Genomic DNA, 13,591 nt, shown 5'->3' on the forward strand with positions numbered 1-13,591 from the left:
TGCACGCCCGTCTCCAGGTTCACCACTGAACGCGACGGTGTGGCCCGGTCCCGATCCTCCGGACGTGCCGCCGCAAGGAAAGTACGAGATGACGACGGCAGTTCGCACTGGCCTGACCGACCTGGTCACTGACACGCAGCGGTACCTGCGCAGGATTCTCCCCGGGCTCGCCTCTGCGGTGCACCCGCTGGCTTCATCGCATGCCATTCCACGCGCGATGTCCTCGCGCTACCACCTTGCCGAGCTGATGCTGTATGGGGAAACCCCTGCGATGCTTGCCGTGGCCCGCGAGCCCAGCGAGTCCAGCAGCCGCGTCATCCAGGACGTCCGCTGCCTGCGCGCCGCCGCAAATGCACTGGTCCTGTATGTCTCTCCTTATCTCACCCCCACCCAGCGGCGGTTCCTGGTGGAAGCGCATATCGACTTCGTGGTTCCGCATGCCCAGCTGTTCGCGCCCAGCCTGGCCATCGAGTTCCGCGACGCGCCCGATCACGAGAAGAAGGCCATCTCGTTGTTGCCCTCGGCACAGGCCGTGTTGATCCACGTACTGTTGTCGGGGCAGCCGCGATGGTGGTCTCCCCGCGAGATCAGTGCGGCCGCCGGCTACACATCCATGACGGCATCGCGCCTCTCTGCCGAACTGGTCGAACGCGGACTGGTCGAACGCTCCAAGGGCGGCCGCGAACGCTTCCTCACGCTGGCCGGCAACCGCGACGATGTCTGGGCCCGGGCACAACCGTTCCTGCGTTCGCCGGTGCTGAAAGAGGTGGATGTCTGCTGGGAACAGACCGCCGATGTGCTCCGCAGTGCCGGCCATCCGGCACCCGTGGCCGGTACCGATGCCCTCCTTGCCGGTCCCTCGCAGGCGGCCAGCACCACCCGCGCCCTGTACATCGAAACCTGGCGGGTACTGGGCGCACTGCCCGCGCCGGGGCCCACCTGCGCACAGAATGCCCGGTTGCAGATCTGGGCATATCCGCCCGGGTTCACCAGCATCGACGATGCGGTTGACCCGTTGTCGCTGTATCTCAGCCTGCAGGGCAAGCGAGGTCACGATGTGGATGCACTGGAGTTGCGGGTGCAGCAGGCATTGTGCGGATCGGTGCACGATTCTTGATCACGACACTACGCCTGCGCTGCTGCGCGCTTGGCAGCGTATTCGGCGAACACCACGCCGCCGACAGCCAGCAGGCCACCGCCCAGTACCCATCCAGTGAGCGACTCCCCCAGCAGCATCACCGCCAACGCAGCGGTGACGATCGGCACCAGATTGAAGAAGCCGGAAACACGCGCTGCGCCCAGCCGGGAAAGGCCGGTCATCCAGGTCAGCGGCGCGAGAATGGATGCACAGACCGCAGCGAAGCCGATGCAACCGACCGCCGTCAGGTTGTCCACCCCGGTCCCGATCAGCAGCTGCAGTGGCAGCAGGATCAGCGACGCGGCCGTGGCCTGAAGGAACAGCGACTCCAGCACCGACAGCGGAATCTTCCAGCGCTGCATCAGCACGTTGTAGGCGGCGAAGGCCAACGCTCCGACCAGCATGATCGCATCACCGCGGTTCAGGCCCTGCGTAGCCAACCGCGCCAGGTCGCCCTGGGACACCACCGCGACCACGCCGATGCTGGAGATCACCGCTCCGAGGATGGCGGTGCCACGCACCGGATGGCCCATGAATACACGTGACAGCGCCAGCGCGATCAGTGGAATCAGGGCCTGGATCACCCCCATGTTGGTGGCCGAGGTGAAGTGTGCCGCGTAGTACGCCAGGCACTGGTACATCACCCCACCCAGGCAACCCAGCACCAGGAAGCGGCCGAGATTTGCACGCACGGTTGGCAGGTTTCCGCGCAGACGTGGCAGGGCAAACGGCAACAGAAGAACGGCCGCCACCAGCCAGCGGAAGAAGCCGATGTCGATCGGGCCCACTGAACCGGAGGCAAGCTTGGTGACGATGGTGTTTGCGCCCCACAACAGGCACGCGAGGATAGGAAAGAGATAGTTCAAGGCGGCGGCTGTACGCAGGGGAATGGCCAGCGTACGCTTGGCGCATATCGAGGACATCCAGAAAATGCGCCATTCCACCCCTCGCTTGCGGCAACCGCTTGAGCCGGTCCCCACTTTCCTCCAGCTGCCCGGCCCAATCTACTTCCGGCAGGGCTCGATGGAGCCCACCAACTGGGGCACGCACAGTCATCCCTGGGGACAGTTCAACTTCGTCGCGCAGGGCGTGATGGAGATGAAGATCGATGGTGAGTGGATGGTATCTCCACCCCATTACGCCATCTGGATTCCACCCGGCATGGCCCACTACTCGCGCAATCGATCGCAGCTGGCCTATCGCTCGGCCTATCTGTCGGCAGCACTGTCACGTCGGCTGCCAACGCGTTGCAGTGCGCTGGAAGTCAGCCCGTTGCTGCGTGAACTGCTGCATGAGCTGGCACGGCAGGGGGTTGCCGATCCGCAGACACCGGCCCAGCGGCGCATGGCCGCGGTGGTGATCGATCAGATCGTCAATGCCGCGGTGCTGCCAAGTTTCCTGCCGATCGCCAGCAGCGCTGCACTGAAGCAGGTGATGGCGTACATGGAGAAACGCCTGTCGGCGGCCGAATCGGTTGCCGAGGTCGCGCAGCGCCACCACATGAGCGTGCGCAAGCTGGAGCGCATGGCACGCAGTGAACTGGGCATGTCGCTTGGCGACTGGCGTGGGCGGGTGAAGTTCGTGCGCGCCACGGAGGCGTTGTGCACACGCCGGCCGATCAGCCGGATCGCCGAAGAGCTGGGTTACTCCGGCGTCAGCGCCTTCGCCGAGATGTTCAAGCGGCACGCGCAGTGCACGCCGGATCAGTACCGGAAGCTGCATCGGGCAGAGTGAGGGCGAGTTAGATAGCGGCCAGCAGGTCCACGAGCAGCTTCGGCAGCAACAACGCCGCCGCAACGCTGGCCAACAGGATCAGCAACACCTTGGCTGTCAATGGACGACGGCGCGGATTGCTGAAATGCAGGTTCAGATCGCGCAGTTCATCCCGCAGCGCCTGCCGCATACCTGCGCTTTGTGCTCCGGATTCGACCAGCTGCCGTTCAAGCGCCTGCAGGCGCTTCATCAGCTCACGCGGCGGAGTAGCCCGGATGATCTGCTGATTCAGCTCCTGCAGCCGGCGCGCCTGCGGCATCAGCGCTGCCACGAGATCATCCGGCGGAAGCCATGAGACCTGTCGCCGGGCTTCCGCATCCATCTCAGCCTGTAGCAGATCGCGTTGCTGCCGCAGTTCGGCCAGGGAGGTGCGGCGCTGCCACATGGGGAGGGCACAGGGTTGATGGGTAGCGGGCAGTGTATCGCCCGGCGTCCCGGAATGGCTGTCGATTTCCCGCCCCGTCGTTCGTCGGAACAGGAAAGGCGGGCCCTTCGGCCCGAAGGAGTACCCCGATGTGCCCCATCCTCACCGCCTTCGCCACCTCCCCGGACCGCGGCCAGGGCCTGGCCCGTGACATGCGCGTGCGCTGGGCCCTCGAAGAGCTGGGTGTGTCCTATGACGTGCAGCTGCTCACCTTCGCCGAGATGAAGCAGCCCGCGCATCTGGCACGGAGTCCCTTCGGACAGATTCCCACCTGGCAGGAAGGACATCGGGTCCTGTTCGAATCCGGCGCGATCATCCTGCACCTGGCCGAGCAGCATCCCGGTCTGTTGCCGACCGATCCGGATGCGCGCATGCGCGCCATCATGTGGGTGTTTGCCGCGCTGAACACGGTGGAGCCGCCGATTGTCGAACGCTCGATGGCCTGGGTGCTGGAGCGCGAGCAGCCCTGGTACGCGCAGCGGCTGCCGATGCTCGATGAGCGTGTGCGTATGCGGCTGGCGCAGCTGTCAGCGTGGCTGGGCAAAGCCCTGTGGCTTGACGGTGACTTCAGCGTGGGCGACCTGATGATGGTCTCGGTGCTGTTGCGCCTGAAGAGCAGCGGCCTCCTCGACGAGCACCCGCAGGTGGTCGCCTATGTGGCCCGTGCAACGCACCGCCCCGCCTACCAACGTGCGTATGCCGCACAGCTGGCAGTGTTCCAGAACGCCTGACGCTACGCCCCGTGGGCAGGCCTCAGTGCAGACTGCGCCGGCACGCCGCCTGTACCAGCATCAGCTGCGCCACCAGGATCAGCATCGCGCAGCCCGACAGCAGCCAGGGGTCGATGTACCACTGTTCATTGAAGCTGAAATTGCCGGCGGAAATGCGCTTCCAGCCGTTGAAGTGCTGCATCGCCGCCACCACGAACGCGAAACCGCCCGTGGTGTATGAAAGCCAAGGCACGATGAGCCCGCCGGGCCGCGCGAACAGCACCAACAGGCCCAACAGCCCGATACCCGTGCGCTGCACCCGGCAGTATGGGCAGACGTAGGCCACCCCACTCCATTCCACCGACCAGGCCAGCAGACTGATCAGCACGGCTGCGGCGCCTGCGGCGTACAGGATCTTGGGCGCAATCGTCATGCTGCCGTTGTGTTGCATGCGTGCTCTCGCTCTGTGCAGATCCTGGCAGGTTAACAGCGTGGCCTGGTCAATCCTTCTTGAAGACCGTGCGCTTGCCGATCGGGCTGCTCTTGCGCGCCGTCGGCCGGGCCAGGCCGGGAATCAGGAAATCGGTCACCTTGTGGCCCTTCTGCACCTTGGACGCCAGCCAGCGTGGCATGCGCCCGCGGCCGGACCAGGTCAGGCGCTTGTACTCCGGGTCGCGGTACTTGGCCGCCACCTTTCCGGTTCTACGCCTCGCGGGCTTGCGGCTGGGTGCGGCGTCTTCGACGGCTTCTTCGCCGAAGAGCTCTTCGAGCGTATAGCCGGCTTCGGCCGCTGCGGCCTTCAACATGCGCCGCACCGCACTGGCCGGCCGACGGTTGGAAATCAGTTGTCTGCGCTGTTCAGCGGCAGCCACCAAGGCACCCAGTTCCCGAAGGCTGAGCGATTCAATATCGATCGTCATGGCGGGAAAGGTCTACTGCGGCATGGCTGTCTGTCAAGACGCCCTATCTGGTTGTATACACAGGCTTCACCGGCGCTGGGCTCCGATCGGCGTCGCCAGCCCCTGAGGACATCCACATGAGCCACTCATCGCATTCGCTTGCCTACCTGCTTGCGCGCATCCTGCTGATGGCATTGTTCCTGGTCTCCGGGCTGGGCAAGCTCGGTGATCTCAGCGGCACCCAGGGCTATATGGAAGCGATGGGTGTGCCGGGCATCCTGCTGTGGCCAACCATCGTTTTCGAGATCGGCAGCGGGCTGTGCATCCTGCTCGGCTTCCAGACCCGGCTGGTGTCGATCGTGCTGGTGGGTTTCAGCCTGATCACCGCCTTCATCTTCCACCACAACTTCGCAGACCAGACCCAGCAGATCATGTTCCTGAAGAACCTGGGGCTGGCCGGTGGCTTCCTGCTGCTGGCCTGCACCGGCGCCGGGCGCTACAGCATTGATGGGCGCGGGCGGCGCGGGTAAGCGCCGATCCGCGACGCGCACGCGCTAGCGGCGAAGCTCAGCCTCCGGCGCCAGCGTGTGGATCACCCTGCCCTGTGCATCCAGGAACTCGATGGCACCGTAACCCTCGGCCGTGACGGTCAAGCGCAGGCGCGTGCGGTCGGCCTTGTCATTCAACGCAATGGCCGGGGTGCCGTCAGGCCCGACCATCAGACCGATACGGGTGGGTGCCTGCACGCCGGGAATCAACTTGTTGCCCAGCGCAGGCTCGCGGATCAGCTTCGGCGCCTGGTTGAGCGAAAAACTCACCGCGCCGTCCGGCGATACCCGCCAGCCAATCGCATCCATCGCCGGATGATCCAGCGCCAGCACCGCCATCCCACCATCGACGTCGGCAGTACCGAAGCCACCACGCTCGCTGCCCTTATCGTCATACAGCACCATGCCGGCCACGTTGAAGGCGCGCTTGTACTGCAGCCCATCGATGATCGGCGCCGGCGTTTTGCCGGACAACGTCATGCGGATCACCCCCGTGTCATCGACGATATCGATGCGCCGTGCGGTGATGCGCTCGTGGTCCGGTGTTTGCACGCGCGTTTGTGGTGCCTTGTCGACGATCAGGCGCTGCAGGGTTTCAACGGAAGGGCGCTTGGGTGATTCGGATGGCTCTGCAGCGGCAGGCAATGCAGCGAGCGCGGTCAGGGCGACGAACATGCGGGCACTGCGTTTCATGCGGACTCCTGGACGGGTGGCACGGCAGGCGCTGCCTCGAGATGTGGCAGCGCCGTGGTCGAGCATCCCGCAGATGATGGCCTGCTTCAACATCGGGGGCGATCCGTCGGGGCCCGCTCAATAGTTTCGTTCTGGTTCGCTCAAAGTCTGGAAGCGCAGGGCAAGACCGTACTTTTCCTGCAAGGCGGACAGAGCGCCACGGTACCGTCGCGCCTCAGCCTCATCGCCCCGGATGCGAACGGACGCGGCATGGGCATGCGCATCTCCGCTCAACCCGACATAGCCCGGGATGCTGGCCGCAGCCTCCCGGCTGATGGCACGCAGCCGCTGCGCGAATGCTTCTTCCGTGAACGGATGTCCGGTCGAGAATTCCACGCGGACGCGACCTGACGGCACAACCAGAGTACGGGGCGCGACCGGAGCATCGCCTTGCAGCGACACCCGCACATACAGGTCTGTCGCCTGCATGAGGCGGACCTCAAGCAGACGGCGTGCAAACTCGGCTTGCAGGGCCTGCAGATGCGGCGGAAGTTCACCTTCGATCCTGGCCCGTTGCCGGGCTTCATCCAAGGTGATGCCGGGGGCGCGCGTCATGATGGATCGCGCAGAGATCGCTATCTCTTGTTCCATCTCATGGGCCTGCGCTTCATCCACTGCACGGCCCTGAGCGACAGACTGCGCACCGAGAGTGATGCCCGCAAGCATCAGGATCGAAGCAACGACATGCGTACTGGTTACCCTCACCCTCTCGCTCCCTGCAACCGTGACCTATGACGTCGGGCTGTCGCTACACACCCCTGGCGCGGTCGGCCTGACTGATCTTCAGCAGATGCGTCAGCTTCTCGTACTCCCCACTCCTGCAATGGACAAGCTTTTCCTGCGCGAACCCAAGATTTCGATACATCTTGCCCAGTCGCGGATTGGAGGCATCAGCCAGCAGACCAACCTTGGTAAAGCCTCGGGCCTCCGCCTCAATGATGACCCTGCGCACCAATTCGCCAGCTATGCCTTCGCCCCGATGATCCGGATCGACCGCCAGCGAATCAATGTAGACCTCATCTTCATCGGATTCCCTGGGTTCACTCTCTTCCAGACCGCTTACTGAGCTGTACCGACTTTCATCCGTGCCATTGAAAAACAGGATGCAGCCAATGACTGCGCTACCTTTGCGCGCGATCAAAACGTTCTCAAAATTGAAGTAGACATCTGAACGTGCGAAGTTCTGCTCAAAGTGTGCCATTGCCTCGGACAACGAGGGCTTCCCTGATAGAACAATGACGGCCTCTTCATCAGCCAATGCAATCAGCCGAACGACAGCACTGGCATCGCTCACAGCTGCCTTTGTTACTTCAAAATTCCTCTGCATACCGACAGCCTCGACAGATGTGACCGAACCATAATCTCCGCACTGGGAGGTTTTCTGTCCGCATGAGTCGTACGCTTCCGTGTGTCATTCATGGAACCTCTCAACTGCAGACCGCAATGCACGCAACTTCGATCGTGCTCCGAAGTCCTTTCAATGGGCTTACGGTGAATAGGACGCTTGCCTTCCCTAAATAACGGTAACGCCAGACCTTGGATCCCGAGGTGCGCACTTCGATGTACACACAAGCCATTGGCGTCAGCCACACGGAAGGGACTGGCCTTCGGCTTGAGCGAGCGCGGCCTGGTGTCGATCAGCATGTGAGTCGAGCGCCTGTGAGTCGCCCAGGGGCGTCTAGCCCGCTGACACACAGCCTGACTCACTTTTTCGTGGATGCAAGTGGATGCCGCTGAACACCACTGGACGCTAGAACCACCTGTAATCAAGCGACACAAGGGCTTTGCGGACGCCGCTGGACTTCATTGGACGTCTAATTGGTGGGCCCACCAGGATTCGAACCTGGAACCAAGGGATTATGAGTCCCCTGCTCTAACCGTTGAGCTATAGGCCCGGTGCAGCCTCACAGTGTAGTGAGGCTGGCAATGGGTTTCCACTGCGCGCCAAACCAGGCCCGTGCGCCACTACTGCCCCAGGCGCTGCATCAACCGATCCAATGGAGCACGGTTGTGGTACTCACCGCGCAGGCCGCGCTCGCGCTCGCCACACTCCCCATTGTCGGCCACCACCAGGTCGGTGCCGCGCAGCAGTACTCGTGTCGTGCAGCGCCCCTGGTGCAGGTACAGCACGTCCTCATCCTCCTCTGGTGCAACACGGCCCACAACCCGCGGCGCGGCGCCCTCGCCGTTACCAGGCACGCTCAGCTCGAATGCGCCCCCCTTGGCTGCGATGTCGATGGCATTTCCGTCGCTGCGCTCCCAATGGGCAACCCAGTCGGTCAGGCTGGTCTCGACATAGTTGCTCGTTTTCATCACGCGCGGCTCCGGTGCCCAGCCCACCACTTCCTTGCTCGGCGGACGTGCTTTCACGCAGTAGTAGCTGTTCCAGCGGTCGCCGATCACCAGGCCAGTGCCCGGTTCCATCTCCTCGCCACTGCGGCACCCATCACGCTCTTCGTCCAGGCAGCCTTCCGCCTCGCCCAGCAACAGCACCTCCCCGGCGTCGACCACGCGGCCCACGACATAGTCGAACTGGCTGCTGAAGAAACTCTCGGCATTGCACGCCGGCGGTTGTGGAGTATCCGCCCAGGCAACCAGCGGTGACAGCGAGAGCAGCAGGATCGGCAGTTTCATCGGCATTCCATTGACCTGGGCGAAAACAGGACACGTATCCTATCCCCTCGCCTGCAACGCGGATGATCGCAGGCAAAAAAAACAGACCCCGCTTGCGCGGGGTCTGTCAGGTACTTCATGTGCAGCGGATACGCGTCAGTCGATATCCAAGAAGCTGCGCAGCTGCTCCGAGCGGCTCGGGTGACGCAGCTTGCGCAGGGCCTTCGCTTCGATCTGGCGGATGCGCTCGCGGGTCACGTCGAACTGCTTGCCGACCTCTTCCAGCGTGTGGTCGGTGTTCATGTCGATGCCGAAGCGCATGCGCAGCACCTTGGCTTCACGCGGGGTGAGGCCGGCCAGCACGTCACGCACGGTTTCAGACAGGTTGATGTTGGTGGTGTTCTCGATCGGGGACTCCACGTTGGTGTCCTCGATGAAGTCGCCCAGATGGGAATCCTCGTCGTCACCGATCGGGGTTTCCATCGAGATCGGCTCCTTGGCGATCTTCATCACCTTGCGGATCTTGTCTTCCGGCATGTCCATTTCCTTGGCCAGCTCCTCCGGCGTGGCCTCGCGGCCGTACTGCTGGAGCATCTGGCGGGAAATGCGGTTCAACTTGTTGATCGTTTCAATCATGTGCACCGGGATACGGATGGTGCGCGCCTGATCGGCGATCGAACGGGTGATGGCCTGGCGGATCCACCAGGTCGCATACGTGGAGAACTTGTAGCCACGACGGTATTCGAACTTGTCCACGGCCTTCATCAAGCCGATATTGCCTTCCTGGATCAGGTCGAGGAACTGCAGGCCGCGGTTGGTGTACTTCTTGGCGATCGAGATCACCAGGCGCAGGTTGGCCTCGACCATTTCCTTCTTGGCCTTGCGCGCCTTGGCTTCGCCGTAGGCCATGGCACGGCTGAGTTCCTTCAGATCGTCCAGGTCCAGCTGGGTCAGCTTCTCGATGTCGATCGTCGCCTGCTGTTCGGCGATGATCTGGTCCTTCACTTCGCGCAGGGCCGATGACCACTTCTGCTTGCGCTTCAGTGCGTCTTCCACCCACTCCAGGTTGGTCTGGTTGCCTTCCCAGGAGCGGATGAAATCCTTGCGCGGCATGCGTGCGGTGACGGTCGCCAGGTTCAGCACGCGGCGCTCATGGGCCTTGATGCCGGCCATGGTGTCGCGCAGCTGCTTGGTCAGCACGTCGGTCAGCGGCAGCGGCAGCTTCAGGGTGACGAACACCGCCGACATCTCCTCGCGGAGCTTCAGCAGGCTCTTCTTGTCGCCCTTGGCCACAGCCTTCTTGAACGCATTGAAGGCATCGCTCAGCGCCTGCATGCGCGCGGCGACTTCCTCCGGGTCCGGACCGGTCGGTGCGGCTTCTTCATCGCCGCCCTCGACATCATCGTCCTCTTCCTCGTCAGCGTCGGCGTCTGCGTCGTCACCGTCATCGGAGGCAGCGGGCGCGGCCGGGGCGGCCACCTCTTCAGCCAGGTCGTTGAAGCCGACGATCACTTCGGCCAGGCGCTTCTTGCCTTCCTTGTGGGCTTCGTAATCGTTCAACAGCGATTCGACCGACACCGGGAACTGGCCCAGTGCGGCCTGCACCTGCGAAAGGCCTTCCTCGATGCGCTTGGCGATGGCGATTTCGCCTTCGCGGGTCAGCAGCTCGACGGTGCCCATTTCGCGCATGTACATGCGCACCGGGTCGGTGGTACGGCCACCTTCGGTGTCGAGTGCGCTCAGCGCGGCGGCAGCTTCTTCGGCCGCGGTGTCATCGACTTCGCGGTTACCGGTGTTGCCGTCATTGAGAAGCAGGGTTTCGACATCCGGCGCAACTTCATGGACATCAATGCCCATGCCGTTGATCATGCCGATGATGTCTTCGATCTGTTCCGGGTCGACCATGTCGTCCGGCAGATGGTCATTGACTTCGGCGTAGGTCAGGTAGCCCTGTTCCAGGCCCTTGCTGATCAGTTGCTTGATTTCGGATTGGGCAGGACGTTCGTTGGCCATGTAGTGCTCGCGCCACCGGCTAGGGGGAAATAGGGAACGTAGCATTATACCAGCCCGGGGCCCCGCCTGCCGGGCGGTGGTCCCGCAGGCTCAGGGCCTGAGAAGGAAGGTCACGGGACCGTCATTGACCAGGCTGACGACCATATGGGCACCAAATCGGCCCGTTTCCACCCCCGGCGCGTGATTTTCACGACAGATCTCGACAAATCGATTGAACCCCTGTTCAGCCTCTGCCGGCGGAGCGGCGCTGGTGAAACTCGGGCGCATGCCCGAACGGGTATCTGCGGCCAGGGTGAACTGACTGACCAGCAGCAGCCCGCCACCGGTGTCGCGCAATGATCTGTTCATCTTTCCGGCCTCGTCGGCGAACACCCGGTAGCCCAGCAGGCGCTCGGCCATCCGCTGCAGCTGGGCTTCGGTATCGCCCGGCTCCATCCCCACCAGCGCCAGTAGGCCGGGGCCGATCTGCCCCACCGCTTCGTCATCGACATGGACGGCGGCCTGGCTGACACGTTGGATCAGGACGAGCATCTGCGGGCTTCCAATGAACGGGCCGGCCACGATAGCAGCGCCCTTGGCTAAACTGGCGCCGATGAATCCGCAACGCAAAGCCCGGCTGGTCTACCGCGCCACCACCCTGTTCGCCCGCCTGCCCTGGCCGCTGCTGCGGGGATTCGCGCGCGGCCTGGCGTGGGCGTGGATCAATCTCAACGCCCGCGAGAGCCGCGTCACCCGGCGCAACCTGGAACTGGCCTATCCAGAACTGGACGGCGCCGCACGCGACCGCCTGCACCGCGAGCTGCTGCGCTCCACCGCCCTGCAGGCCATCGAGACCCTGCGCCTGTGGAGCCAGGAACCCGCCGACAATCTGCGCCTGCACCTGAAGCAGCGCCACGGCGAAGTCCTGTACGACGCGGCGCTGGCCAGTGGCAAGGGCGTGATCGTGGCCGCGCCGCACTTCGGCAACTGGGAGCTGTTGAACCAATGGCTGGCCTCGCGCGGGCAGATCGCCATCGTCTACAAGCCGCCGGAGGACGAGGCCAGCGACGCCTTCCTGCAGATCGTGCGCGGCGGCCAGAACGTGCAGCAGGTGCGCGCCGAAGGCCCGGCCGTGCGCCAGCTGTTCAAGGTACTCAAGGACGGCGGTGCCACCGGCATCCTGCCCGACCAGCAGCCCAAGGCCGGCGATGGCGTGTTCGTGCCATTCTTCGGCGTGCAGGCACTGACCATGACCCTGGTCAACCGCCTGGCCGAACGCACGGGGGCCACCGTGCTGTACGGCTGGTGCGAGCGGATCGGCCCGGACATGGAATTCGCGCTGCACATCGAGCCGACCGACCCGTCCGTGGCCGACCCGGACCCGCAGGTGGCCGCCACCGCGCTCAACGCCGGCATCGAGCGGATCGCCCGCCGCGACCCGGCGCAGTATCAGTGGACCTACAAGCGCTATACCCTGCGACCACCGGGCAGCGACGAGGAAGACCCGTATGCGACCGAAGAGCATCCACACTGAAAGCCGCTCCCGCCGGCCTGCGACAGACCGCCGCAGCACGTTGAATACGACGCTGGCGCCCCCATAGAGACACCGATGTCTGCCTCCCCCGGTCCTGCCATGTCTGCTTCTTCCCTGTTCGGCGATCCGGCCGCGATCCGCTGCGAGCGCGCGGTGGCCGAACTGCGCGCCGGTCGCCCGGTCCTGCTTCATGATGGCCAGGGCCAGCGCCTGGCGGTGATCGCGCTGGACAGCGCCACCGCCAGCAGTTTCGCGGCCTTCGCCACTGCCGCGCGCGAGCGCCACTACCTGTTCCTGACCGCCACCCGCGCCCGCGTGCTCGGGGTGGAGGCCGCGGAGGGCGCGCGCCTGCCGCTGGCCGGTGTCGCCTTCGATGCCCTGCCCTCGCTGGGCTACCTGCGCGAGCCGGGCCCGATGCCGGACGGCTGGAGCGCCGGTGACGCCTTCGATGCCGGCGCAGTGGAACTGGCCCGCCTTGGCCTGCTGCTGCCGGCGATGGTGGCGGTGCGCCTGGACGTCGATGACCGCACCTTCGACGGTGCCGCCGAAGTGGCGCTGTGCGACCTGGCTGAAGGCGCGGCGCATGCCGCCCACGATTACGAGCTGGTGGCGCGTTCACCGGTGCCGCTGCGCGACGTCGGCATGACCACCTTCGCGGTGTTCCGCGGTGGCGTGGCCCAGCGCGACCAGGTGGCGATCATCGTCGGCGAACCGGACCTGTCAGCCGTGGTACCGGTGCGGGTGCATTCCTCGTGCCTGACCGGCGACCTGTTCGGTTCACTCAAGTGCGACTGCGGCGATCAGCTGCGGCGTGGCCTGCGCAAGCTGAAGGAACTGGGTGGCGGCGTACTGCTGTACCTGGACCAGGAAGGCCGTGGCACCGGCATCGCCGCGAAGATGCGTGCTTACGGCTACCAGCACGACGGCCTGGACACCATCGATGCCGATGCACAGCTGGGCTTTGGTGCCGACGAGCGCCGCTACGGCAGCGCGGTGGCGATGCTGCGTGGCCTGGGCATCGCGCGCGTGGCCCTGCTCAGCAACAATCCGACCAAGGCGCAACGCCTGCGCAATGCCGGCATCGAGGTGCTGGACTGCATTCCGGTCACCGGCGAGATCACCGCCGAGAACGAGCATTACCTGCGCACCAAGGCCGACCGCGCCGGCCACATGCTCGATGTCGACGCGCTGATCCAGGCTGCCCAGTAATACGGCCGACCTGCTACCG

General features: G+C 64.4%; 16 protein-coding genes and 1 tRNA gene. 6 read left to right on the forward strand and 11 right to left on the reverse strand.

Going from position 1 to position 13,591, the window contains the following annotated elements:
- Positions 1–88 precede the first annotated feature (88 nt).
- On the forward strand, positions 89–1,117 hold the full coding sequence (locus ACZK2G_RS19120; protein WP_478474129.1) for a helix-turn-helix domain-containing protein: 1,029 nt from the start codon (positions 89–91) through the stop codon (positions 1,115–1,117).
- Between the two features lie 8 nt (positions 1,118–1,125).
- Here ACZK2G_RS19120 and ACZK2G_RS19125 read toward each other — a convergent pair whose 3' ends face one another.
- On the reverse strand, positions 1,126–2,061 hold the full coding sequence (locus ACZK2G_RS19125; protein ID WP_211195191.1) for a DMT family transporter: 936 nt from the start codon (positions 2,059–2,061) through the stop codon (positions 1,126–1,128).
- Between the two features lie 7 nt (positions 2,062–2,068).
- Between ACZK2G_RS19125 and ACZK2G_RS19130 the strand changes: the two genes are divergently transcribed.
- A complete protein-coding gene (locus ACZK2G_RS19130; protein ID WP_295377251.1) occupies positions 2,069–2,872 on the forward strand; it encodes an AraC family transcriptional regulator in 804 nt (267 codons plus the stop codon).
- 7 nt (positions 2,873–2,879) lie between these two features.
- Here ACZK2G_RS19130 and ACZK2G_RS19135 read toward each other — a convergent pair whose 3' ends face one another.
- Positions 2,880–3,296 (reverse strand): hypothetical protein, encoded by a 417-nt coding sequence (locus tag ACZK2G_RS19135; protein WP_136638531.1) that lies wholly within the window; start codon positions 3,294–3,296, stop codon positions 2,880–2,882.
- Positions 3,297–3,424: 128 nt separating this feature from the next.
- On the opposite strand from ACZK2G_RS19135, the gene ACZK2G_RS19140 reads away from it, so the two are divergent.
- Positions 3,425–4,066 (forward strand): glutathione S-transferase family protein, encoded by a 642-nt coding sequence (locus ACZK2G_RS19140; RefSeq protein ID WP_136638532.1) that lies wholly within the window; start codon positions 3,425–3,427, stop codon positions 4,064–4,066.
- Positions 4,067–4,088: 22 nt separating this feature from the next.
- Here the strand turns inward: ACZK2G_RS19140 and ACZK2G_RS19145 are convergent, their stop codons facing one another.
- On the reverse strand, positions 4,089–4,496 hold the full coding sequence (locus ACZK2G_RS19145) for a hypothetical protein (protein WP_478474131.1): 408 nt from the start codon (positions 4,494–4,496) through the stop codon (positions 4,089–4,091).
- Positions 4,497–4,545: 49 nt separating this feature from the next.
- Entirely contained in the window at positions 4,546–4,965 is a 420-nt protein-coding gene (locus ACZK2G_RS19150) for an H-NS histone family protein (protein WP_046983405.1), read from the reverse strand.
- A 116-nt stretch (positions 4,966–5,081) separates the two neighbouring features.
- On the opposite strand from ACZK2G_RS19150, the gene ACZK2G_RS19155 reads away from it, so the two are divergent.
- A complete protein-coding gene (locus ACZK2G_RS19155; RefSeq protein ID WP_046983406.1) occupies positions 5,082–5,474 on the forward strand; it encodes a DoxX family protein in 393 nt (130 codons plus the stop codon).
- Positions 5,475–5,498: 24 nt separating this feature from the next.
- Here the strand turns inward: ACZK2G_RS19155 and ACZK2G_RS19160 are convergent, their stop codons facing one another.
- The 7 genes from ACZK2G_RS19160 to dtd form a co-directional block, all read right to left on the reverse strand.
- The gene (locus ACZK2G_RS19160) at positions 5,499–6,185 is read right to left on the reverse strand and encodes a hypothetical protein (protein WP_046983407.1); all 687 of its coding nucleotides are present in this window, start codon (positions 6,183–6,185) and stop codon (positions 5,499–5,501) included.
- Positions 6,186–6,302: 117 nt separating this feature from the next.
- On the reverse strand, positions 6,303–6,929 hold the full coding sequence (locus ACZK2G_RS19165) for a hypothetical protein (RefSeq protein ID WP_337302239.1): 627 nt from the start codon (positions 6,927–6,929) through the stop codon (positions 6,303–6,305).
- A gap of 43 nt (positions 6,930–6,972) precedes the next feature.
- On the reverse strand, positions 6,973–7,518 hold the full coding sequence (locus ACZK2G_RS19170) for a GNAT family N-acetyltransferase (RefSeq protein ID WP_046983408.1): 546 nt from the start codon (positions 7,516–7,518) through the stop codon (positions 6,973–6,975).
- 525 nt (positions 7,519–8,043) lie between these two features.
- Positions 8,044–8,119: transfer RNA gene (locus tag ACZK2G_RS19175), tRNA-Ile, on the reverse strand.
- Between the two features lie 70 nt (positions 8,120–8,189).
- On the reverse strand, positions 8,190–8,858 hold the full coding sequence (locus ACZK2G_RS19180) for a hypothetical protein (protein WP_046983409.1): 669 nt from the start codon (positions 8,856–8,858) through the stop codon (positions 8,190–8,192).
- Between the two features lie 135 nt (positions 8,859–8,993).
- Positions 8,994–10,850 (reverse strand): RNA polymerase sigma factor RpoD, encoded by a 1,857-nt coding sequence (gene rpoD, locus ACZK2G_RS19185; protein WP_046983410.1) that lies wholly within the window; start codon positions 10,848–10,850, stop codon positions 8,994–8,996.
- A 90-nt stretch (positions 10,851–10,940) separates the two neighbouring features.
- Positions 10,941–11,381, reverse strand: coding sequence for a D-aminoacyl-tRNA deacylase (dtd, locus tag ACZK2G_RS19190; RefSeq protein ID WP_046983411.1), 441 nt, complete (start codon positions 11,379–11,381; stop codon positions 10,941–10,943).
- Positions 11,382–11,442: 61 nt separating this feature from the next.
- Between dtd and ACZK2G_RS19195 the strand changes: the two genes are divergently transcribed.
- Both ACZK2G_RS19195 and ribA read left to right on the forward strand, forming a co-directional pair.
- Complete coding sequence (locus ACZK2G_RS19195) at positions 11,443–12,363, forward strand: lauroyl acyltransferase (RefSeq protein WP_478474134.1); 921 nt, start codon at positions 11,443–11,445, stop codon at positions 12,361–12,363.
- Between the two features lie 75 nt (positions 12,364–12,438).
- The gene (ribA, locus tag ACZK2G_RS19200) at positions 12,439–13,572 is read left to right on the forward strand and encodes a GTP cyclohydrolase II RibA (RefSeq protein ID WP_046983413.1); all 1,134 of its coding nucleotides are present in this window, start codon (positions 12,439–12,441) and stop codon (positions 13,570–13,572) included.
- Positions 13,573–13,591 lie beyond the last annotated feature (19 nt).

This window comes from Stenotrophomonas sp. 107298_Sma (genome assembly GCF_056480345.1).

Excerpts from the sequence above, each read along its gene's own strand:
- rpoD (WP_046983410.1), bottom strand. The coding sequence starts at position 10,850 with ATGGCCAACGAACGTCCTGCCCAATCCGAAATCAAGCAACTGATCAGC.
- ACZK2G_RS19155 (WP_046983406.1), top strand. The coding sequence starts at position 5,082 with ATGAGCCACTCATCGCATTCGCTTGCCTACCTGCTTGCGCGCATCCTG.
- ACZK2G_RS19120 (WP_478474129.1), top strand. The coding sequence starts at position 89 with ATGACGACGGCAGTTCGCACTGGCCTGACCGACCTGGTCACTGACACG.
- ACZK2G_RS19130 (WP_295377251.1), top strand. The coding sequence starts at position 2,069 with ATGCGCCATTCCACCCCTCGCTTGCGGCAACCGCTTGAGCCGGTCCCC.
- ACZK2G_RS19145 (WP_478474131.1), bottom strand. The coding sequence starts at position 4,496 with ATGCAACACAACGGCAGCATGACGATTGCGCCCAAGATCCTGTACGCC.
- ACZK2G_RS19140 (WP_136638532.1), top strand. The coding sequence starts at position 3,425 with ATGTGCCCCATCCTCACCGCCTTCGCCACCTCCCCGGACCGCGGCCAG.
- ACZK2G_RS19180 (WP_046983409.1), bottom strand. The coding sequence starts at position 8,858 with ATGAAACTGCCGATCCTGCTGCTCTCGCTGTCACCGCTGGTTGCCTGG.
- ACZK2G_RS19160 (WP_046983407.1), bottom strand. The coding sequence starts at position 6,185 with ATGAAACGCAGTGCCCGCATGTTCGTCGCCCTGACCGCGCTCGCTGCA.
- ACZK2G_RS19125 (WP_211195191.1), bottom strand. The coding sequence starts at position 2,061 with ATGTCCTCGATATGCGCCAAGCGTACGCTGGCCATTCCCCTGCGTACA.
- ACZK2G_RS19195 (WP_478474134.1), top strand. The coding sequence starts at position 11,443 with ATGAATCCGCAACGCAAAGCCCGGCTGGTCTACCGCGCCACCACCCTG.
- ACZK2G_RS19150 (WP_046983405.1), bottom strand. The coding sequence starts at position 4,965 with ATGACGATCGATATTGAATCGCTCAGCCTTCGGGAACTGGGTGCCTTG.
- dtd (WP_046983411.1), bottom strand. The coding sequence starts at position 11,381 with ATGCTCGTCCTGATCCAACGTGTCAGCCAGGCCGCCGTCCATGTCGAT.
- ACZK2G_RS19135 (WP_136638531.1), bottom strand. The coding sequence starts at position 3,296 with ATGTGGCAGCGCCGCACCTCCCTGGCCGAACTGCGGCAGCAACGCGAT.
- ribA (WP_046983413.1), top strand. The coding sequence starts at position 12,439 with ATGTCTGCCTCCCCCGGTCCTGCCATGTCTGCTTCTTCCCTGTTCGGC.